This window comes from Streptomyces sp. NPDC015532 (assembly GCF_043078065.1).
Taxonomy (GTDB): domain Bacteria; phylum Actinomycetota; class Actinomycetes; order Streptomycetales; family Streptomycetaceae; genus Streptomyces.
Genome location: NZ_JBIBSY010000013.1, coordinates 161,872 through 181,095, shown reverse-complemented (window position 1 = coordinate 181,095; position 19,224 = coordinate 161,872). Strand labels below are relative to the sequence as shown.

Here is a 19,224-nt window from a genome sequence, read left to right as displayed (position 1 = left end):
CGTGGAACGGACGATGCCCACCGTGCCCGTGGTCCGGCGCGAGCCACCGCGCCACCACACAGCAGCCGCCCGGGAAGCCAGAGCCCGGCGCAGAGTGGGCATCAAGGACGTCGCGCGGGAAGCCGGCGTCTCGCTCGGCACGGTGTCCAACGTCCTCAACCGCCCCGACATCGTCGCCGCGCCGACCCGGCAGCGGGTCCTGGACGTCATCGACGCCCTGGGATACGTACGTTCGGACGGCGCGCGCCAGTTGCGCGGCTTCGCTTCCCGGCTCGTGGCCGTCTTGGTCCTCGACCTGGCCAATCCCTTCTTCACCGCGCTGGCCGCCGGCGTGGAACAGGCCGCGCTCGAGGCCGACCTCGGGGTCATGGTGTGCACGGCCGGCCGAGGACCGGCCGACGAGGCCCGCCACCTTTCGCTGATCACCTCGCACCAGGTCCGCGGCGCCGTCCTGGCCTCGGGAGACGGCACGGGGCGCAGGGTGGCGGGCTTCCGCCGCAACGGGGTGCCGTTCGTCATCGCGGACCAGAACGCCCCTCAGCCGGGGGCCTGTTCGGTCGGCATCGACGACGTCGCGGGAGGACAGGCCGCCGTGCGCCACCTGATCCAGCAGGGACACCGGTCGATCGGCTACGTCAGCGGACCCGACTGTCTCCAGCAGGTTCGGGACCGGCGCCGGGGAGCGGCCATCGCGGTCAACCTGGCCGGTCTTCCGGCGGAGTCGCTTCGGGACCTGCCGTGCCCGGCGCTCACCGTGGGCGCCGGCAGGGACGCCGGGCACAGGATCCTCGGCCTCAGAAAGCGCCCCACCGCTGTCTTCTGCGCCAACGACCTGCTTGCACTCGGCGTGATGCAGGCGCTGTACGAGGCCGGTCTGCGGGTGCCGGAAGACATCGGAGTGGTGGGATACGACGACATCGAATTCGCCGCGTCCGCCGTCGTTCCGCTCACTTCGGTACGACGCCCCGCCCTCACATTGGGCCGCGAGGCAGGCCGGCTGCTCCTCGAGGACACGGCCGAAGCCGCCACGCACGAACACACCCACGTGGTGCTGCAGCCGGAACTGGTCGTGCGCCGGTCGACCATGCGGACGCCGGCGCGGTGACCCAAGTGAGTCAGATGCTTTCGGGAACATGCTGGGGCAGCGTCTTCGGTGATCGGCGGGTCAGGGGAAGAAGCGCGGCCGAGACCAGCATCGTGAGCAGGCCGAGCAGCACGACGGCCGAGGCCAGCGTGCCCAGCATGCCCTTGGCGGCCAGCAGGGCGAGCGGGCAGGCGAATTCACCCAGGAAGAAGGCCGCCGTCCACAGGCCGGTTCCACGCCCGCGATCGGCGAAGTCGAGCCGGGACAGTGCCAGCGTCAGCAGGGAGGGGAGAAGCAGCCCCGTACCGACGCAGTTGACGACGGCGCCGACGACGACAAGGGCGACGTGGTCCGTCGCCCCCATCAGCAGGAAGCCCACGGCGCACAGGAGGAAGAGGGCCGGCATACGGCGGCGGGGCCGGTCGGTGAGCCTGGTGAAGAGCACCGAGCCCAGGACGGTGGCCGCGCTGGCCAGCGCCGTGACCGCACCCACCACTCCGGTGGACCGCACGCCCAGATCGTCCATGAGATACGCCATCTCCACGGGCACGGTGTAGAAGACCATCGCGCCGAAGACGGTCAGCAGACAGATCCCCGCCATGCGCCGCAGCGGGAAGGGGTGTTGGCCGGCTGTTGCCGGCTCGGCCGTCGGATTCGGAGTGGGCAGCACCCTGGCCATGGCCGGAGCGAGCAGCAGGCCGACGGCGTACAGCCAGAAGGGCGCCCTCCAGCCGATCGAGCCGAGGGCCCCGCCAAGGACGAAGAAGAGTGTGGCGGACGCCGATGCGCACATGGTCTGCAGGGCGAGGTACCGGTCACGGGTCCGTCCGCTGTAGTAGTCGCCGATCAGCGTGGTGCAGCACGTCATGATGGCCGCTTCGGCGACGCCCACCAGGACACGGCTGAGCAGGATGCCCACGAGCGAGTCCAGCCACAGGGGTGCGGTGCCGAACAGCGCGTACAGCACGGTGGCTACGACCAGCAGGCGCTTGCGGCCGAGCCGGTCGACGAGGACACCGGCGAACGGGGCGAGCACGGCCAGGGAGAGGGCCGGGACGGTGAGCACGAGCGGGACGAGAGCGGCGCTGCCCGGGACGTGCTGGAATTCGTCCTGCATGCGTGGCAGGACCGGAGCGATGAGGACAGCTCCCAGGATCGGCAGGCAGCTGCCGGCCATCAGCAGCACGGCGGGCAGCCTGCCCCAGACGGCCGGGTCCCCCGTACGTTCGTGGGCGGGCAGGGCGGCGGAAGCGGGCATGGCGGCACTCCGTGGGACGTGAGGAAGGGAGGAGCGCCGTGTAGCGGACCGGGCCGAATCGGCTGTGCAGGCGGCCCCCGCAGTCGGCTCACGGGCGCGGTGGTGTCCCACGACTATGCGTTCCGGGTCTCGGCCTGCCCACCCCTCACGTCATCCAAGTTGCCGATGCCTTCGATCCATCGTGTGGATAGTGATGTCGTTGGCTGCGTCGGGCTTCAGCGCCTTCCCGCCCGGTAGCCGCTACAGCCGGCTCGGCGCTCAGCCCCGGGGGCCTAGACGGGCTCCGACGCGCGCGGCGGTCTCACGCAGCCAGATGTGTGCCGCGTCATGCGTGTGCACCGGGTGCCACCACAGCGCCTCTCTCAGCGGTACGGCTTCGTAGGGCGGCTCCACCACCTTGACGGCGGCGATGGGTTCCATCAACTGGGCCATACGTGCCTGGACCAGCGCGATGCGCCGGGTGCCCGCGACCAGCAGCGGCAGCGACTGGAAGCTGTCGACGGAGACTTCGACCCGCGGTTCGATCCCCAGCATGCCGAGCTGGCGTACCGCTGGGGCGTCGTACGTTCGCTGGTACGTCACCCAGGGAAGCCGGGCAAGGTCCTGGCGGGTGAGCCGGTCGTCGACGCTCGGGTGGTCCCGCGCGACGAGAAAGACCCAGCGGTCGTCATAGAGGTCGGTGGCGGGGAAGTCGCTGATGACGCCGTGCGGCATGAACAGACCGTCGCTGGCGCTCAGCAGGGTGGCGGTGTCGTCCACCACGGTCGTCGGGGTCTGGGAGAAGCGCAGCCGGATCCCGGGAGCCTCCTCATGGATCACGCGAGCCAGCTCGGTGCCGAAGATCGCCACGGCGTAGTCGGACGCCACCAGTTTGAATTCCCGGTTCTCCTTGGCCGGGTCGAAGTAGGCCTGGCTGGCGAAGAGGCGTTCCAGCACGTCATAGGCGGTCGAGGTTCGGTCCAGAAGGACCTGCCCCAGCGCGGTCAGCTCGTAGTGGCCGCCGACGCGGGCGAGCAGGTCGTCGTCGAAGTGCCGGCGCAGCCGGGAGAGGGCGGCGCTCATCGCCGGCTGGCTGAGGCCGACACGCTGCCCGGCACGGGTGACGTTGCGCTCCTCCAGCAGGGCGCGCAGAGCGACGACGAGGTTGAGATCCAAGCGGGCCAGGTTCATGAAAGTCCCTCTACAGAGCGATGCCGACCCGGAGCAATCCACAGCATGGATGCAGGTCATCCATAGAATCGATTTCCCTGATCAGTAGTGCGGGGTCCAGATTAGTCCCACCGCAATCAGGAGGACATGTCCGTGAAACCTGAATCCGCGTCCGCACTCTTCGCCGGACCGTTCGCCCTCGCGACTCTCTCGGCCCCCGACGGGCCCCGCTTTCCCGCTCTCGTCATGCCGGACGGCAACGCTCTCGACCTTCGGGCCGCAATGGGTGACGAACAGCTGACCGTGCTGAGCCTGCTGGATCGCTGGGACAAGACCCTGCCGCAGCTGCGTGCCCTGGCCGCCGACACCGGCGTCAGCCGCACGCCGATCACGGACTATCACGTCCATGCCCCGGTCGAACCGCGCCAGGTCTTCCAGTCGGGTGCGAACTACCGGCAGCACGTGATCGACCTGCACGTCGCCCACCGTGCCCCCGGCGATGACCGGTCCGAGGCCGAACGGCGAGCGGAAGCGGCCGAGATCATGGACCGGCGAGCTACCGAGGACCTGCCGTATGTGTTCATCGGCCTGCCCAGTGCGATCACGGGTCCCCACGACGACGTCGTGCTGCCCGCCTGGGCCGAGAAGCCGGACTGGGAACTGGAACTGGCGGTCGTGATCGGCCGCCCCGCGTACCAGGTGTCCGTCGCGGAGGCATCCGCGCACATCGCGGGCTACACGATCGCCAACGATCTGACCGACCGGTCGACCGTCTTCCGCAGGGACATGCCGCAGATCGGCACCGACTGGCTGCGCAGCAAGAACGCGCCCGGCTTCACGCCGCTCGGCCCGTGGATCGTGCCCGCCGAGTCCATCGCCGACCCTGACGACCTGCGGGTGACGCTGAAGCTCAACGGCGAGACCATGCAGGACGAGTCCACCAAGGACATGATCTTCAAGGTCGCGCGGATGGTGTCGTACGCCTCGCAGACGGCGCGTCTCCTCCCGGGTGACCTTGTGCTCACGGGCAGCCCGGCCGGCAACGGCATGCACTGGGGCCGCCTTCTGCGCGACGGCGATGTGATGGAGGGCTCGGTCACCGGGCTCGGCGTCCAGAGCACCCGGTGTGTGGCGGAGGCGAAGGCATGACGGCCGTCGATCCCCGCGATCCGGAAGGCGCGATCGCGCTGGCGGCCAAGACGTACTCCAACTGGGGCCGCTGGGGCGAGGACGACCGGCTCGGCACACTGAACTTCCTGGACGAGGGAAAGCGCCGCGAAGGTGCCGGTCTCGTCCGGCGCGGGACCAGTTTCTCCCTGTCGCAGTCCTTCGACATGAACGGCCCGCAGAAGGGCTGGCGGCGGCGCACCAACCCGGTGCACACCATGCTGGACACCGGCACCGACGCCGCGCTCGGCCACCAGGGCTTCCCGCACGGCATCGGCGGCGCCGACGACGTGATCGCCATGCCGCTCCAGTGCTCCACGCAATGGGACGGGCTCGGGCACATCTTCGATCACGGCAAGGCATGGAACGGCCGTGCGGCCGAGAAGGTCGTCACCTCCGACGGCGACCTGGTCACCGGCATCGAGCACATGGCTCCCCATGTCGCCGGACGCGGCGTGCTCCTGGACGTGGGACGGGTCGTGGGCACCGCCGGCGAGCTGCCCGACGGATTCGCCATCACCGAGGAGCACTTGGCCGGCACCACGGAAGCGCACGGCGTGAGCGTGGGACGCGGTGACATCGTGCTGATACGCACCGGTCAGCTGACCCGCGTACGCCGAGACGGGTGGGGCGACTACGCCGGCGGACCCGCGCCGGGGCTTTCCTTCACCACGGCCGGCTGGCTCCACGGCACCGAGATCGCGGCGATCGCCACGGACACCTGGGGCTTCGAGGTCCGTCCCAACGAGTTCGAGAACGCCTTCCAGCCCCTCCACCAGGTCGCGATACCCAACATCGGCCTCCTCATCGGGGAGATGTGGGACCTGGAAGCCCTGGCCGAGGACTGCGCGGCGGACGGGGTGTACGAGTTCCTGCTCGCCGCCGCGCCCCTGCGCATCACCGGCGCTGTCGGTTCCCCCGTCAACCCGATCGCGATCAAGTGACGCGCTCAGCAAGGGAGTCCTCCATGAGCACAGCCCGCACGGTCCTGGTGATCGGTGGTGGCGCTGCCGGAAACGCCATGACCATTCTGCTGCGCCGGGCCGGTCTGACCGTCGACCTGATCGAGGCGAGGGACGACTGGAACGCCACCGCGGGTTCAGGCATCACCCTGCAGGGCAACGCCTTGCGTGTGCTGCGCGAACTGGGCGTGTGGGAGGAGGTCAGCGCGTCCGGCTTCGGATTCGGATCCGTCGGCATCACCGCTCCCGACGGAACGGTCCTGCACGTCGCACGCGACATTCGGACCGGCGGCGACGACCTGCCCGCCACCGTCGGCATGCAGCGCCCCCGGCTGCAGCGCATCCTGATCGACGCCGTCCGTGCCAGCGGCGCGTCGGTGCGCCTCGGCACCCGGGTCGAGCAGTTGGAGCAGGACGGCACAGGGGTGAACGCGCGCTTCACCGACGGCAGCGAGGGCCGCTACGACCTGGTGATCGCCGCCGACGGACTGGGTTCCACCACCCGCGCGGCCATCGGCATCACCGCCAAGCCGGAACCCACCGGCATGGCCATCTGGCGCGTCGCCGTCCCGCGGCCGGCCGGCGTGACCCGCACGGATCTCGCCTACGGCGGTCCGGCCTACATCGCGGGTTACTGTCCGACGAGCGACACCACGATCTACGCCTACGTGGTCGAGGCCCATCGCGACCGGGCGTCGATCCCGCCGGAGTCCTACGCCGACGAGATGCGCGGCCTCGCCGCCGCCTACGGGGGATTCTGGCCGGAGATCACCGAGCACATCACCGATCCGACGAAGGTCAACTACACCTGGTTCGACCGGATGCTGGTCGAAGGCTCCTGGCACCGGGGCCGTGTGGTCCTGGTCGGCGACGCCGCCCACTGCTGTCCGCCCACTCTCGCGCAGGGCGCCGCCCTGTCCCTGGAAGACGCGTGGGTCCTCTCGCGTCTGCTGACCAGCACCGAGGTCTGGGACGACGCGCTCTTCCAGGCGTACTACGACCGGCGGATCGCCCGCGTCCGTCCGGTGGTCGAGGCGTCCGTGCAGATCGGACAGTGGCAGCTCGACGGCGTACGCGACGCGGACGTACCCGGTCTGATGGGCCGCACGATGACGATGCTCAGGGAGCTGCCGTGACCTCACCGACCGTCGACGTCCACGCTCACGTGCTGCTGCCCGAAGTCGAGTCCCTCGTCGACGGCCTGCCCGGACTGGCGATGGCGAGAGCGCTGGATGCCCGGCGCAACGGCCCCGCGGCCCTCGCCGTCAGCGGCCCCATGGTGCGCGAGCGCATCCCGCGGCTCACCGACCCGGCCGCACGGCTGGCCGCGATGGACACACAGGGCGTGGACGTCCAGCTCGTCAGCCCCTCACCCTCGCACTACCACTACTGGACGGACGAGGAGACAGCCGAAAAGCTGTACCGGCTGGCCAACGAGGCAACAGCCAGGCACTGTTCAGCCGCTCCGCACAGGCTGCGCGGCCTCGGGTTGGTACCGCTCCAGCACCCGCACCACACGGTGGGGGCGCTCGATCACGCGCTGGAGCAGGGCCTGGCCGGGGTGGAGATCTCCAGCCACGCTCCGGGCCTGGAACTGTCCGACCCGGCCTACGAGCCGTTCTGGTCGCGAGCGGAGGAGACCGGCGCGGTCATCTTCCTGCACCCCTTCGGATGCACGCTGGACGAGCGCCTGGACCAGTGGTATCTGTCCAACACCGTGGGCCAGCCCACGGAGAACGCCGTGGCACTGTCGCACCTGATCTTCTCAGGAGTGCTCGACCGACACCCGGGGCTGAAGGTGATCGCCGCCCACGGCGGTGGCTATCTGCCGACTCACATCGGCCGCTCCGACCACGCCTGGTCCGCCCGCACCGACGCGGCCGCCGGCTGCGCTCATCCGCCCAGCAGCTATCTGAAGCGCCTGTACTTCGACTCGCTCGTCCACGACCCGTCCGTCCTGCGGGAGCTGATCCGGGTCGCCGGGCCCGACCGTGTCCTGCTCGGCTCCGACTTCCCCTTCGACATGGGCACGAAGGACCCCGTGGGCGCTCTGCGCGCCGCACGTGTCTCCGCGGCCGACTTCGAGGCCATCCGGGGCGGTACCGCCTCCGCCCTGCTCAACCTGACCCTGTCCTGAGGAGGAACCCTCATGAGCGCACGACTGCTCACCCATCTGCGGCACGTCGACCTGGCCGTGCCCGACTACGACAAGCAGCTCGACTTCTACGCCGGTGTCTGGGGTCTGACCAAGGTCGCCGAGGACTCCGGGATCTCCTTCCTCGCCGCCGAAGGCTCCCCCGAGCAGTACGTCATCAGGCTGCGCAAGGCCGAGGAGAAGCGCCTCGACCTCGTCTCCTACGGTGCCGCTTCGCCGGCTGACGTGGACACTCTCGCCGAACAACTCCTGTCCGGTGGCGTGCGGTTGATCACCCAACCGGGCAAGGTGGACACACCCGGCGGCGGTTACGGCTTCCGCTTCTTCGACGTGGACGGCCGGACCATCGAGGTCTCTGCCGACGTGGCGGTACGGCAGCACCGCAAGATCGAGGAGAAGGAGTCGATCCCGGTCAAGCTGTCCCACGTCGTGCTCAACTCCCCCGATCTGGACCGGACGAAGGAGTGGTACGAGCAGCACCTCGGCTTCCGGCTCTCCGACACCCTGAGCTCGCCGCACATGGGCGAGGTCATGCACTTCATGCGGATCTCCAACCAGCACCACTCGATGGCACTGGCGAAGGGACCGCACGCTTCCCTGCACCACGTGTCGTTCGAAATGCGCGGCATCGACGAGTACATGCGCGGCTCCGGCCGTGTGATCCGGGCCGGCTTCAAGAAGATCTGGGGCCCCGGCCGCCACATGGCCGGCGACAACACCTTCACGTACTTCCTCGACCCGCACGGCAACACCGTCGAGTACACGACCGAACTGGAATGCCTGGACGAGGACACCTGGCACCCGCACGTCTACGACTTCTCCCAGCCCGAGGTCACCGACCAGTGGGGCACCGCCAACGCGATGAACGAGCTCGTCGCCAAGGAGTCCTTCAACGACCCCGACCGCGGCTGCTTCGTCGCCCCGCCGGTTTGATCCCTCTCCGAACTCCCGGGGCGCGGCAGCCTGTCACCTGCCCTGACACACGGCGCCGCGCCTCGGGCCCAGCCCCAGCCAGGAGCTGCTCATGCGCTTCGCCTCCTACGAACACCGGCATCAGCTGCGCGTTGCCGTCCTCGACGACGATGGCGTGCTGTATCCCGTGCCCGGCGTCCGTTCGTTGACCGAGATCATCGGCACCGGGAACGGTCTCCCGGCACTCCTCGATCTCGGTGCCGCCACCCTCGACGTCCCGGCCGGCCCGCACGTCTCCCAGGTACGCCTGCTGCCACCGCTTCGGCCCGCCTCCGTACGGGACTTCGTCACGTTCGAGGAGCATGTCGAGGGCGTACGCCGCTCGGTGGAGGGAACAGGCGGCGTGCCCGAACAGTGGTACGCCGCGCCCACCTTCTACTTCACCAACCCGCACGCCATCTACCCGTCCGGCGACGACATTCCGATGCCGCCGGGCTCCGCCGTCCTGGACTTCGAGCTGGAGGTTGCCGCGGTCATCGGCCGCGAAGGCCGCGACCTCACTCCCGACCAGGCACGCGACCACATCATCGGCTACACGGTCTTCAACGACTGGTCCGCACGGGACCTTCAGTCCGCCGAGATGAAGGTGGGTCTCGGCCCGTGCAAGGGAAAGGACACCGCCACCACCCTCGGCCCGTACCTGGTCACCGCCGACGAGCTCGAGCGGTATCGGGACGACGACGGCTTCCTGAGGCTGGCCCTCACCGCCGAAGTCAACGGTGAGGTCGTCGGCAGGGATCTGCTGTCCAACATGAGCTGGACGTTCGAGGAAATGGTCGCGTACGCCTCCCGCGGCACCCGGGTCGTCCCGGGCGACGTGCTCGGCTCCGGCACCTGCGGAAACGGCGGCTGCCTCGCCGAACTGTGGGGCGTACGCGGAGAACAGACCCCGCCCCCGCTCAAACCGGGCGACACCGTCACGCTCACGGTCGAGGGCATCGGCACCGTGTCCAACACCGTCGCTCCCGGCACCGAACCCATCGCACTCCCCGCCGGCCGACGCCGCTCACGGGAGAGGCCATGAGCGACCGGCACCCCAAGAGGCTGCTCGGCAAGGTCGTCGTGGTCACCGGAGCGGCCCGGGGCCAGGGGGCCGCCGAGGCCGAGGCACTGGTGCGGGAGGGAGCGCGCGTCATCGCCACCGACATCGCATCCGCCGAGAATTGTCGTCGCCTCGACGTCACCAGTGAGAAGGACTGGGCGGAACTGTCCGCCGAGCTCAAGGAGGCGTACGGGCAGGTACACGGCCTGGTGAACAACGCCGGCATCACCTGGCGCGCCCGCATCGGCGACGTGCGCCCAGACGACCTGGCACGGGTCCACGCGGTCAACGTGACCGGCCCGCTGCTCGGCATCCAGCACCTCGCCCCGCTCATGCCGCCCGGCTCATCCATCGTGAACGTCGGTTCCTCGGCGGCCCTCACCGCTCACTACCCGGTCGCCTACACGACCAGCAAATGGGCCCTGCGCGGCCTGTCGAAGACCGCGGCCACGGAACTCGGCCCACGCGGCATCCGCGTCAACACGATCCACCCCGGCTACATCGAGACCGAGATGACCGCCTCCGCCGCACCGGCCTTCCGCGAAGCCAACATCCGCGAGACCCCGCTCGGGCGCACGGGCACCGCGGCCGAGGTGGCCCCGCTGGTCGTCTTCCTCCTGTCGAACGAATCCTCCTTCATCACCGGCGCGGAGATCGCCGTCGACGGCGGCCTGACCGCGCACGGCGGTGTGAAGTCCGTGTCGGACGCCCTCCTCGGGGAGGCCGGCGCGTGAAGCGGCTCGACGGCAAGGTGGCCCTGATCTCCGGGACCGCCGGCCCCTTGGACGTCATCGACGGTGGCTGGTCCACCGTCCTGCCCGGCGCGAGCCCTGAAAGGACTCCCTCAGCATGAACAAGGTCCGAGCGAGCGCCACGGAAGCGGTCGCCGACATCCCCGACGGCGCCTCGCTGTCTGTCGGCGGCTTCGGCCTCAGTGGCGTACCCGATGTCCTCATCCGCGCCCTGTACGTACACGGCGCCAGCGACCTGAAGGTCATCTCGAACAACTGTGGCGTCGACGACCGCGGCCTCGGCATCCTCCTCGCCGCGAGCCGCATCAGCCGGGTCACCGGCTCTTACGTTGGCGAGAACAAGGAGTTCGCCCGGCAATACCTGTCCGGAGAGCTCGAGGTCGAACTGGTGCCACAGGGCACTCTGGCCGAGCGCCTGCGGGCCGGCGGCGCCGGTATCCCGGCCTTCTACACCCCGGCAGGCGTCGGTACGCAGGTCGCCCAGGGCGGACTGCCCTGGCGGCATGGGCCCGATGGCTCGGTCGCCGTGGCCTCCCCGCCCAAGGAGACCCGCGACTTCGGGGGCCGCGCACACGTTCTGGAACACGGCATCATCACCGACTTCGCCCTCGTACGGGCCTGGCGCGGCGACCGTCACGGCAATCTCGTCTTCCGGAAAGCCGCAGCCAACTTCAACCCGCTGGCCGCGATGGCCGGCCGCATCACGATCGCCGAGGTCGAGGAACTCGCCGAGCCGGGCGAGCTGCGCCCCGACGACATCCACCTGCCCGGCATCTACGTCCAGCGGATCGTGGCGCTCACTGCCGAGGAAGCCGCCGACAAGAAGATCGAGAAGAGGACGGTACGTTCCTGATGGCCTGGACCCGCGACCAGATGGCCGCCCGCGCCGCCGCCGAACTCACCGACGGCTCCTACGTCAACCTGGGCATCGGCCTTCCCACGCTGATCCCCGGTCACCTGCCGGCCGGCGTGCATGTGGTCCTGCACTCCGAGAACGGCATCCTCGGGACAGGCCCCTACCCCACGGAAACGGAGGTCGATCCCGACCTCATCAACGCGGGCAAGGAGACCGTCACCGTCCTGCCCGGCGCGAGCTTCTTCGACTCCGCCCTCTCCTTCGGCATGATCCGAGGCGGCCACATCGACACAGCCGTGCTGGGTGCCCTGCAGATCTCGGCAGGGGGCGACCTCGCCAACTGGATGATCCCCGGCAAGATGGTCAAAGGCATGGGCGGAGCCATGGATCTCGTCCACGGCGCCCGCCGGGTCATCGTCCTCATGGAACACACCGCCAGGGACGGCAGCCCCAAGATCCTCAAGGAATGCACCCTCCCGCTCACGGGAGAACAGTGCGTGCACCGCGTGATCACCGACCTCGGCGTCCTCGACATCACCCCGGACGGCCTCGCCCTCGTCGAGACCGCCCCCGGCGTCACGATCGAGGACATCACTGCCCGCACGGATGCTCCGCTTCGTGTGGACAGCACCACAACTGTCTGCTGACGCAAACTGCTCGTCTCTTTCTCCTGGCTCCACGCTCCTGGCTCCTGGCTCCTGGCTCCTGGCTCCTGGCAGTACGTAGACAGGCGAGTGGCCGGACACATCGTGCCTGGTCACAACGCGCTAGCGCCGAACCCGGGGCATCCCCAGTCCGATCCAGGAGATGATCTCCCGCTGGATCTCGTTGTTGCCGCCACCGAAGGTGAAGATCACCGCCGATCGGTAGCCGCGTTCGAGTTCGCCGTGCAGGACGGTGCCGGCGGAGCCCTCCTTGAGGACACCGGGGACGGCGACGATCTCCATCAGCCAGGCGTACGCGTCCCGGCGCGCCTCGGAGCCGTACACCTTGACCGCGGAGGCGTCCTGCGGGGTGAGGGTGCCCTCCTGGACGGCGTTCACCATGCGCCAGTTGAGGAGCTTCATGGCGTCCAGCCTGGTGTGCGTACGGGCCAGGAGGCGGCGCACCCAGGGGAGGTCGACGACGCGGCGGCCGTCGGCGAGCTTGGTCCCCATGGCCCAGCGCTGGACGTCGTGCAGGGCGCGGATGGCCATGGTGCCGTGCGCGGCGAGGGTGACGCGTTCGTGGTTGAGCTGGTTGGTGATCAGCCGCCAGCCCTTGTTCTCCTCGCCGACCCGGCGCGTGGCGGGGACCCGGATGTTCTCGTAGTAGCTGGCGGTGGTGTCGTGCGAGGCGAGCGTGTTGATGACGGTGCACGAGTAGCCGGGGTCGGAAGTCGGCACGAGGAGCATGGTGATGCCCTTGTGCGGCGGGGCGTCCGGATCGGTGCGGACCGCGAGCCACACCCAGTCGGCCGTGTCGCCGTTGGTCGTCCAGATCTTCTGGCCGTCGACGGTGTAGTGGCCGGTCTCCTCGTCGCCCTCCCGCACGGCCCTGGTCCGCAGCGCGGCGAGGTCCGTCCCGGCGCCGGGCTCGCTGTAGCCGATCGCGAAGTCGATCTCGCCGGAGAGGACCTTCGGCAGGAAGTACGACTTCTGTTCCTCCGTGCCGAACCGCATGATCGTCGGCCCCACGGTGTTGAGCGCCATCAGCGGCAGCGGCACCCCGGCCTGGGCCGCCTCGTCGAAGAAGATGAACTGCTCCATCGGGCTCAGGCCCCGCCCGCCGTACTCCTTGGGCCAGCCGACCCCGAGCCAGCCGTCCGCGCCGAGCCGTCGGATCGTCTCGCGGTAGAAGCGCTTCTGCGCCCCCGGATCCGCGTAGCGCGCGTACGCGTTGTCCGGCACCAACTCGGCGAAGTAGAGACGAAGTTCGGTCCGCAACCGTTGCTGCTCCGGCGTGTATTCGAGATGCACGGCGCCTCCTGCCTCCCCGGGCCCGACCTGACGGCGCACACCGTAGAACGTGTTTCAGAAATTGGGAATGGCGATGACGCGGACGCCGGGGCGGTGGTGTGTGGCCGGGCGCGCCCTCTCATGCGAGGGGGCGGTGCCCGGTCGTGCGGGCACCGCCCCCTCGTGCGGGCCGGGTTTCCCAGGCCGTCGCGGGAATATCGTGGCTCGTACGTTCCCTGCCGCCGTCAGTGGCAGGGGAAACCGAGCAGGTGACGGGCGTCGTGGACCCATTCGTGGACGTTCTCGCCGGAGACGAGGGAGGTGGCGCCCTGTTCGGCGCCGACGAAGTAGAGCAGGACCAGCATCAGGATGCCGAAGAACGCCGCCCAGGGGGCGATCGCACCGATCGGCAGCTTGGCGGGTACGGCGGTGGGGGTGACGGTCGGCTGAACGACGGACTGCGCCATGGGCAGAACCTCCTGGGGAACTCGCGTCCCGTCTCGGTGGTGCACAGGACGACAGCCACGGGTCTGACTTGCCCGTGTCCGTCACCCCTGGCGGGAGTGACAGGTGCCGGGCTTACAGTGGCGCGACCGTGCCGGATTTCCACCGGGCTTCCGCCGAACCGTCGTCAATATCCACGTGACCGTACCGCGAAGCCGTATCCCGGCCAAGGGCGCACGCCCCGGCGCTCTGCGCGCCCCACCGCTCATGGAGCATGGCCTGGCGGCGACAACCGCCCTGCCGGGCCGGGGTGTTCGGCTCCGGGTCACGGTCCACGACGCACGCCCCAGGCCCGTCCACACGAGCCCGGCCCCTACAGCACGAGCCCGGCACGAGCCGGGTCCACGACACACGAGAGTGATGGCATGACCAGCCGAGTGTTCTTGATCTCCGCGGCGATCGGCGAGGCGCTGCGCGAGGCCCGCTTCGACGACGGCGGTAGTCCGGTGGACGCGTCGAGCCTGCGGGCCGCCCGGTCGGCGGCCGACGCGGGTGCCGTTCCGGCGGGCGCCCGGCTGTGGGTCTCCCCCACCACGCGATGCCGCCAGACCGCGGAGGCACTCGGGCTCGAAGGCGGCGTCGAGACGGCGGAGTTGGCCCCTCTCGATGTGGGCCGCTGGCGCGGGGCGACACTGGCCGAGGTGAGCGCGAAGGAGCCGGAGGCGGTGGCGCGCTGGCTCGCCGATCCCGCGTCGGCGCCGCACGACGGCGAGTCGGTGCGGGCGTTCTGCGACCGGGTGGCGGAACGCCTCGACAGGGCGGCGGGTCTCGACGGCCGAACCGTCGCCGTGGTGGAGCCCGAGGTCGTACGAGCCCTGGTGGTAAGGGCGTTGGGGGCACCAGAGGCGGCGTTCTGGCGCGTGGACGTGCCGCCGCTCACCGTCACGGAGTTGAGCGGGCGCGCGGGACGCTGGAACGTCCGCGCCGGACGCCCGCTCGCCGGACAGGCCTGACCCGGACGGCGTACGGGCTCAGCGCAGCATGGCGATGAAGTCCGTGCACGACCGGGCGCATTCACGACATTTCCGCGCGGCGGCCTCCGACCCGGGGCACGCGTCGAAGGCCTCGGCGCACTCCAGGCAGACGTCCCTGCACCACTCCAGCTGAGCGCGGACATCCCGCTCGCTCTGCCCCGGGTGACGGGACAGCACATGGCAGGTCGCCTCGCACACCTCCGCGCACAGGATGCCCGAACGCCGCGCGGCCTCCTGCTTCTTCGGCCCGTCGGGATTCATGAGGCTCGCGCGCAGCGCGGAACTCCTGGCGCATTCGGAACAGGCCCGGGCACACTCGAAACGGTCCTCAAGGAACCGGAAGAGCTCCTGCTGTGAAGTCGTCGTCACACCAGCCGGGTTGCCGGAGGGAGTCGGTTCAAACAGTGCGAGTCCGGGCCCTCACGCGCCGGCCGCCTCCCGGGAGATCTGCTCGAACTGCGCCCCCATGGCCTCGGAGAGCGCCTGAGCCGCCGACAACGGGCGCACCATCACCATGAGTTCGTCGATGCGTCCGTCCTCGTCGAAGTGCAGGAAGTCGCAGCCGTTGATCTCCTTGTCGCCGACCTTGGCCGTGAAGACCAACGCGTGGTCGCGGCCGTCGGCCCCGGCAATCTCACGGACGTAGCGGAAGTCGCTGAAGACACGCCAGACGCCGCGCAGGATGGCGGCGGTGATCGGCTTGCCCGGGTAGGGCTTGAAGGCGACGGGGCTGGTGAACACGACATCGTCGGCCAGCAGCTCCTCGACCGCGCCGAGGTCTCCTGCCTCCACGGCCTTGCGGAAGGAGTTCATTGCGACCACCTCTCATACTCAATTAATTGATTAGGTGCGGATAAGATTAGTCCTGTGGGCGGGGGCCGTCTAGCCTTGCGGGATGGCATTGCGCAACGCGGTACTGGCCTCGCTCCTGGAGGGCGAGGCGTCGGGCTACGACCTGGCCAAGGGATTCGACGCCTCGGTGGCCAACTTCTGGATGGCGACCCCGCAGCAGCTGTACCGGGAGCTCGACCGGATGGAGTCCGAGGGGCTCATCGAGGCCCGGCTCGTGCAGCAGGAACGGCGGCCCAACAAGCGGGTCTTCTCGCTGACCGAGGCGGGGCTCGAAGCGCTGGCCTCCTTCACCTCCGGGCCCGCGAAACCCACCGCGATCCGCGACGAGCTGATGGTCAAGGTGTACGCACTCGACATGGGGGACGCCGCTGCCGTCCGCGTGGCGATCGCCGAGCGGCTGGAGTGGTCGCGCGCCAAGCTGGCGCACTACGAGCGGATCGGCGCCCGCCTGCTCGACGGGCGCACCGAGGAGGAGTACCTCGCGGGGGCGGAGCGCGTCGGCCCGTATCTCACTCTCCTGGGGGGACGCGCCTTCGAGCAGGCGATCATCGAATGGGCCGAGCGGGCCCTGCGGGTCCTGGAACAGCGGGCGTCGGTCGCGGGCTGAGCAGGGCCACATCGCACTAGCCTGGTCACGGGCCGGATCGGACCGGATCGGCCTGATTCCGGTCGGTCAGGTCCGGCCTGGTTCCGGTCGGTCAGGTCCGGCCCGGGTCGATGTGAAGGACCGCGGTTCGGCGGGAATGACTCCGGTTCGGCGGGATCGAGTCGTGCTTCGGTGCGGAGGGGTCGGGTCCTGTGCGGGCGGTTCCGGTGCGGACGGTTTCGGTGCGGACGGTTTCGGTGCGGTGCGGTTCCAAGGAGGGCGATCGTGGTGCGTGCGCTCGGTGTCGCTGTCGTGGGGTTCGGCTGGATGGGGCGGGTGCACACGCAGGCGTACGCCCGCGTACTCCACCACTTCCCGCGGCTCGCCCTGCGTCCCGAACCGGTCACCGTCGCCGACGAGGTGCCAGGCCGCGCCGAGGAGGCCGCCGCGCGGTACGGCTTCGCCGGCGCCGTACGTGACTGGCGGGAGATCGCCGCCGATCCGCGCGTGGAGGCCGTGAGCATCACCGCGCCGAACTTCCTGCACCGTGAGATCGGTGTGGCCATGGCCCGGGCCGGCAAGCACATCTGGATCGAGAAGCCGGTGGGGCTCACCGCCGACGACGCCCGGGCGGTGTCGGGCGCGGTGGCCGAGGCCGGGGTACGGGGCACGGTCGGCTTCAACTACCGGGGCGCCCCCGCCGTCGTGGCGGCCCGCGAGCTGATCACCTCCGGCGACATCGGGGACGTGACGCACATGCGCGTCCGTCTCCTCAGCGACTACGCGGCCCATCCGGAGGGCGCGCTGACCTGGCGCTACGAGCGGGAGCGCGGGGGCAGCGGTGTCCTCGGAGACCTGGCCTCGCACGGCGTCGACCTGGCCCGTTTCCTGCTGGGCGAGATCGAGGCACTGGCGGCGGACACGGCGGTGTTCGTGCCGCTGCGGGCCCGGCCGGCCGGCGCGACCGAGGGGCACGAGCACGCCGCGGGCGGCGAACCGGCGCCCGTGGAGAACGAGGACTACGTCAACTGCCTGCTGCGCTTCGTCTCCGGCGCGCGCGGCGTCCTGGAGGCGTGCCGGGTCTCGGTGGGTGAGCAGAACAGCTACGGGTTCGAGATCCACGGCACCAAGGGCGCGGTGTTCTGGGACTTCCGCCGGATGGGCGAACTCGGCGTCAGCCGGGGCACGTCGTACCAGGACCAGCCGGTCAGCACCGTGTACGTCGGTCCGGAGGCCGGTGACTACGCCGCGTTCCAGCCGGGGGCGGCGAACAGCATGGGCTACGACGACCTCAAGGTCATCGAGGCGCACACCTTTCTCCGGTCCATCGCCGACGACCGACCGTACGGCGCCACGCTGGTCGACGCGGTCCGTAGCGCGACGGTGCTGGACGCGATGGCTCGCTCGGCGGCGTCGGGGACGTGGGTGACGCTGGAGTCGTAACCCGCCGGGCCCGTCGCCGGACAGTCGCTCGGCCCAGGCGGCCCCGGATGCCGGGCGGCATAGCGACCGACCTGGACCCTCTGCCCGCTGCCCGCCGGCTCAGGGCTCAGGGCTCAGGGCTCAGGGCTCAGGGCTCAGGGCTCAGGGCTCAGGGCTCAGGGCTCAGGGCTCAGGGCTCAGGACACCATGGCGTAGATCGCCAACCCCAGGAGAAGGAGGGCACAGGCCAGGATGACCCCGCAGGTGAGACGGAATCGGAATCTGCTCCAGTGTTCCGCCCGCCGACCGTCGGGAGTGTCCGTGCGCCAGACCGACGGCAGGTCGACGCGGCCTTCGGCGATAGCCGTCGCGGCCCGTCGCACGTCCCCTGGGTGATAGGAGTAAAACGTCGGCGCCGCCCCGTACGTGCCCCGACTCTCCCCGCCGTACCGGCGGACGCGGACATCCGCACGACCAGCGGCGCCCCGCAGCCACTCCTCACGAACCGGCCACAGCTCGGCGACCTCGCGACTGTCCAGCCAGGGCTCCTCCTCCTGGGCTGCCTCGGGTCCTCCCGGATCTGGCGTTCGCGGCATACTTCCCCCTCGATGCGGCAAGCCCCCAGTACATACCCGCCGCCCCGCATGGCGACAGAGCGCCTGCGGCGCCGCCCGCGACCGATGCAGCCCTCCGGGCCGTCGGGCGAGGTTGACCCAGTGCCGTCCGGAGAAGAGTCCCTGCCTCCGCCCGACGCGCAATACCGGCGACTGTGCCCCGAACCCGGCTGCGGGCGAACTCGGCGACGGGGCCTGTGCGGCGCGGCCCGGGCCGCGCCGCTCGGGTCGTCCGGTCAGCCGCCCAGGACGGTGTTGCCGGTCACCGTGCCGCCGGTGCCGTCGACGGTCACCACATGCCGTACGCCGTCGGGGCCGACGACCACGATCCGCCAGGCCCGGCCGCCGCCCTGCTCCGTGACCGGCGCCAACGACTCGACCTTGCCGTCCTTGACCGCGGAGGCGGCCTTGTCCACGGCGTCCGCCGCGGAGAGCGAGGGCAGCGGGGCCGGAGCCTCGCCGGCCGACAGCCCACGGCCGTCCTCGCCGAGCGAGCCGGCCTCGCCGCCGCGGATCCGCCCGTCGCGCTGCTTCAAGCCGTCGTGCCCGTCACGGCCTTCGGACTCGACCCGGAACCCGTCACGCCACGCGTGCGCGCCGGCGGGCGCCATTCTGTGCTCGACGCGGCCGTCCTCCTCGTGGTGGTGGATCGCCGCCGCGGCGACGCCGCCGCCGATGACCACCACGGCGGCCGTGCCGGCCACGGCCCAGCGCGCCCCGCGACCGCCCAGCCTGCGCCTGCCGGCCGGCTTCGCCTCCGTCGTGTCCGGACCGTCCTCGTCCCGGTGTTCCTGCGGCTCCTGCGGCTCTACAGATTCGCTCACTGCGCCCACCCCGATCTCCCGGAGACGTCCAGGCCCTGTGCCCGGTCGTCCGGGCACAGCATCGCTGGAGGCTGCTGAAGACTTCCTGAAGACCTGAAGGCGCCTTCAGCTTGG

21 protein-coding genes and 1 riboswitch are annotated in these 19,224 nt (G+C 70.2%); of the genes, 14 read left to right on the top strand and 7 right to left on the bottom strand.

From position 1 onward, the window contains the following. The first annotated feature begins 1 nt into the window (after position 1). Positions 2 to 1,105 (top strand): LacI family DNA-binding transcriptional regulator, encoded by a 1,104-nt coding sequence (locus tag ACF07B_RS31635; protein ID WP_392181485.1) that lies wholly within the window; start codon positions 2 to 4, stop codon positions 1,103 to 1,105. Positions 1,106 to 1,115: 10 nt separating this feature from the next. Here ACF07B_RS31635 and ACF07B_RS31630 read toward each other — a convergent pair whose 3' ends face one another. Next, on the bottom strand, positions 1,116 to 2,342 hold the full coding sequence (locus ACF07B_RS31630) for an MFS transporter (protein ID WP_392181484.1): 1,227 nt from the start codon (positions 2,340 to 2,342) through the stop codon (positions 1,116 to 1,118). 258 nt (positions 2,343 to 2,600) lie between these two features. Beyond that, positions 2,601 to 3,512 carry a LysR family transcriptional regulator gene (locus ACF07B_RS31625; protein WP_392181483.1) on the bottom strand — a complete coding sequence of 304 codons (912 nt, stop codon included), beginning with the start codon at positions 3,510 to 3,512 and terminating at the stop codon, positions 2,601 to 2,603. A 126-nt stretch (positions 3,513 to 3,638) separates the two neighbouring features. On the opposite strand from ACF07B_RS31625, the gene ACF07B_RS31620 reads away from it, so the two are divergent. The 10 genes from ACF07B_RS31620 (at position 3,639) to ACF07B_RS31575 (ending at position 12,044) form a co-directional block, all read left to right on the top strand. Next, positions 3,639 to 4,640, top strand: a complete 1,002-nt coding sequence (locus tag ACF07B_RS31620) for a fumarylacetoacetate hydrolase family protein (protein WP_392181482.1) — start codon at positions 3,639 to 3,641, stop codon at positions 4,638 to 4,640. Further along, on the top strand, positions 4,637 to 5,602 hold the full coding sequence (locus ACF07B_RS31615; protein WP_392181481.1) for a cyclase family protein: 966 nt from the start codon (positions 4,637 to 4,639) through the stop codon (positions 5,600 to 5,602). The genes ACF07B_RS31620 and ACF07B_RS31615 overlap by 4 nt, the downstream gene beginning before the upstream one ends. Before the next feature lie 23 nt (positions 5,603 to 5,625). Then, complete coding sequence (locus ACF07B_RS31610; RefSeq protein ID WP_392181480.1) at positions 5,626 to 6,756, top strand: FAD-dependent oxidoreductase; 1,131 nt, start codon at positions 5,626 to 5,628, stop codon at positions 6,754 to 6,756. Next, positions 6,753 to 7,757, top strand: a complete 1,005-nt coding sequence (locus ACF07B_RS31605) for an amidohydrolase family protein (RefSeq protein ID WP_392181479.1) — start codon at positions 6,753 to 6,755, stop codon at positions 7,755 to 7,757. The genes ACF07B_RS31610 and ACF07B_RS31605 overlap by 4 nt, the downstream gene beginning before the upstream one ends. Before the next feature lie 12 nt (positions 7,758 to 7,769). After that, positions 7,770 to 8,708, top strand: a complete 939-nt coding sequence (locus ACF07B_RS31600) for a VOC family protein (protein ID WP_392181478.1) — start codon at positions 7,770 to 7,772, stop codon at positions 8,706 to 8,708. A gap of 91 nt (positions 8,709 to 8,799) precedes the next feature. Then, complete coding sequence (locus ACF07B_RS31595; protein ID WP_392181477.1) at positions 8,800 to 9,771, top strand: fumarylacetoacetate hydrolase family protein; 972 nt, start codon at positions 8,800 to 8,802, stop codon at positions 9,769 to 9,771. Further along, positions 9,768 to 10,523 (top strand): SDR family NAD(P)-dependent oxidoreductase, encoded by a 756-nt coding sequence (locus ACF07B_RS31590; RefSeq protein ID WP_392181476.1) that lies wholly within the window; start codon positions 9,768 to 9,770, stop codon positions 10,521 to 10,523. The genes ACF07B_RS31595 and ACF07B_RS31590 overlap by 4 nt, the downstream gene beginning before the upstream one ends. Continuing rightward, positions 10,520 to 10,642 (top strand): hypothetical protein, encoded by a 123-nt coding sequence (locus tag ACF07B_RS31585; RefSeq protein ID WP_369480096.1) that lies wholly within the window; start codon positions 10,520 to 10,522, stop codon positions 10,640 to 10,642. Before ACF07B_RS31590 ends, ACF07B_RS31585 begins: the two co-directional genes overlap by 4 nt. Beyond that, a complete protein-coding gene (locus tag ACF07B_RS31580; RefSeq protein ID WP_369480095.1) occupies positions 10,639 to 11,394 on the top strand; it encodes a CoA transferase subunit A in 756 nt (251 codons plus the stop codon). Before ACF07B_RS31585 ends, ACF07B_RS31580 begins: the two co-directional genes overlap by 4 nt. Then, a complete protein-coding gene (locus tag ACF07B_RS31575) occupies positions 11,394 to 12,044 on the top strand; it encodes a CoA transferase subunit B (protein ID WP_392181475.1) in 651 nt (216 codons plus the stop codon). Before ACF07B_RS31580 ends, ACF07B_RS31575 begins: the two co-directional genes overlap by 1 nt. A gap of 120 nt (positions 12,045 to 12,164) precedes the next feature. On the opposite strand, the gene ACF07B_RS31570 is transcribed toward ACF07B_RS31575, so the two are convergent. Together ACF07B_RS31570 and ACF07B_RS31565 are read right to left on the bottom strand one after the other, a co-directional pair. Continuing rightward, positions 12,165 to 13,355, bottom strand: coding sequence for an acyl-CoA dehydrogenase family protein (locus ACF07B_RS31570; RefSeq protein WP_392181474.1), 1,191 nt, complete (start codon positions 13,353 to 13,355; stop codon positions 12,165 to 12,167). 224 nt (positions 13,356 to 13,579) lie between these two features. Further along, a complete protein-coding gene (locus ACF07B_RS31565) occupies positions 13,580 to 13,801 on the bottom strand; it encodes a CbtB-domain containing protein (RefSeq protein WP_326789518.1) in 222 nt (73 codons plus the stop codon). Positions 13,802 to 13,837: 36 nt separating this feature from the next. After that, positions 13,838 to 13,999, bottom strand: a riboswitch (cobalamin riboswitch). Positions 14,000 to 14,203: 204 nt separating this feature from the next. Between ACF07B_RS31565 and ACF07B_RS31560 the strand changes: the two genes are divergently transcribed. After that, positions 14,204 to 14,791: a histidine phosphatase family protein gene (locus ACF07B_RS31560; protein WP_392181473.1), complete on the top strand. Its 588-nt coding sequence runs from the start codon at positions 14,204 to 14,206 to the stop codon at positions 14,789 to 14,791. Positions 14,792 to 14,809: 18 nt separating this feature from the next. Here the strand turns inward: ACF07B_RS31560 and ACF07B_RS31555 are convergent, their stop codons facing one another. Both ACF07B_RS31555 and ACF07B_RS31550 read right to left on the bottom strand, forming a co-directional pair. After that, positions 14,810 to 15,181: a ferredoxin gene (locus tag ACF07B_RS31555; RefSeq protein WP_392181472.1), complete on the bottom strand. Its 372-nt coding sequence runs from the start codon at positions 15,179 to 15,181 to the stop codon at positions 14,810 to 14,812. 51 nt (positions 15,182 to 15,232) lie between these two features. Continuing rightward, complete coding sequence (locus ACF07B_RS31550; RefSeq protein ID WP_328455723.1) at positions 15,233 to 15,625, bottom strand: nuclear transport factor 2 family protein; 393 nt, start codon at positions 15,623 to 15,625, stop codon at positions 15,233 to 15,235. An 82-nt stretch (positions 15,626 to 15,707) separates the two neighbouring features. Here ACF07B_RS31550 and ACF07B_RS31545 point away from each other — a divergent pair, with 82 nt between their 5' ends. Both ACF07B_RS31545 and ACF07B_RS31540 read left to right on the top strand, forming a co-directional pair. Then, entirely contained in the window at positions 15,708 to 16,271 is a 564-nt protein-coding gene (locus tag ACF07B_RS31545; protein ID WP_369480090.1) for a PadR family transcriptional regulator, read from the top strand. A gap of 264 nt (positions 16,272 to 16,535) precedes the next feature. Then, positions 16,536 to 17,693 (top strand): Gfo/Idh/MocA family protein, encoded by a 1,158-nt coding sequence (locus ACF07B_RS31540; RefSeq protein ID WP_392181471.1) that lies wholly within the window; start codon positions 16,536 to 16,538, stop codon positions 17,691 to 17,693. 829 nt (positions 17,694 to 18,522) lie between these two features. Here ACF07B_RS31540 and ACF07B_RS31535 read toward each other — a convergent pair. Then, the gene (locus tag ACF07B_RS31535; protein ID WP_392181470.1) at positions 18,523 to 19,110 is read right to left on the bottom strand and encodes a hypothetical protein; all 588 of its coding nucleotides are present in this window, start codon (positions 19,108 to 19,110) and stop codon (positions 18,523 to 18,525) included. Positions 19,111 to 19,224 lie beyond the last annotated feature (114 nt).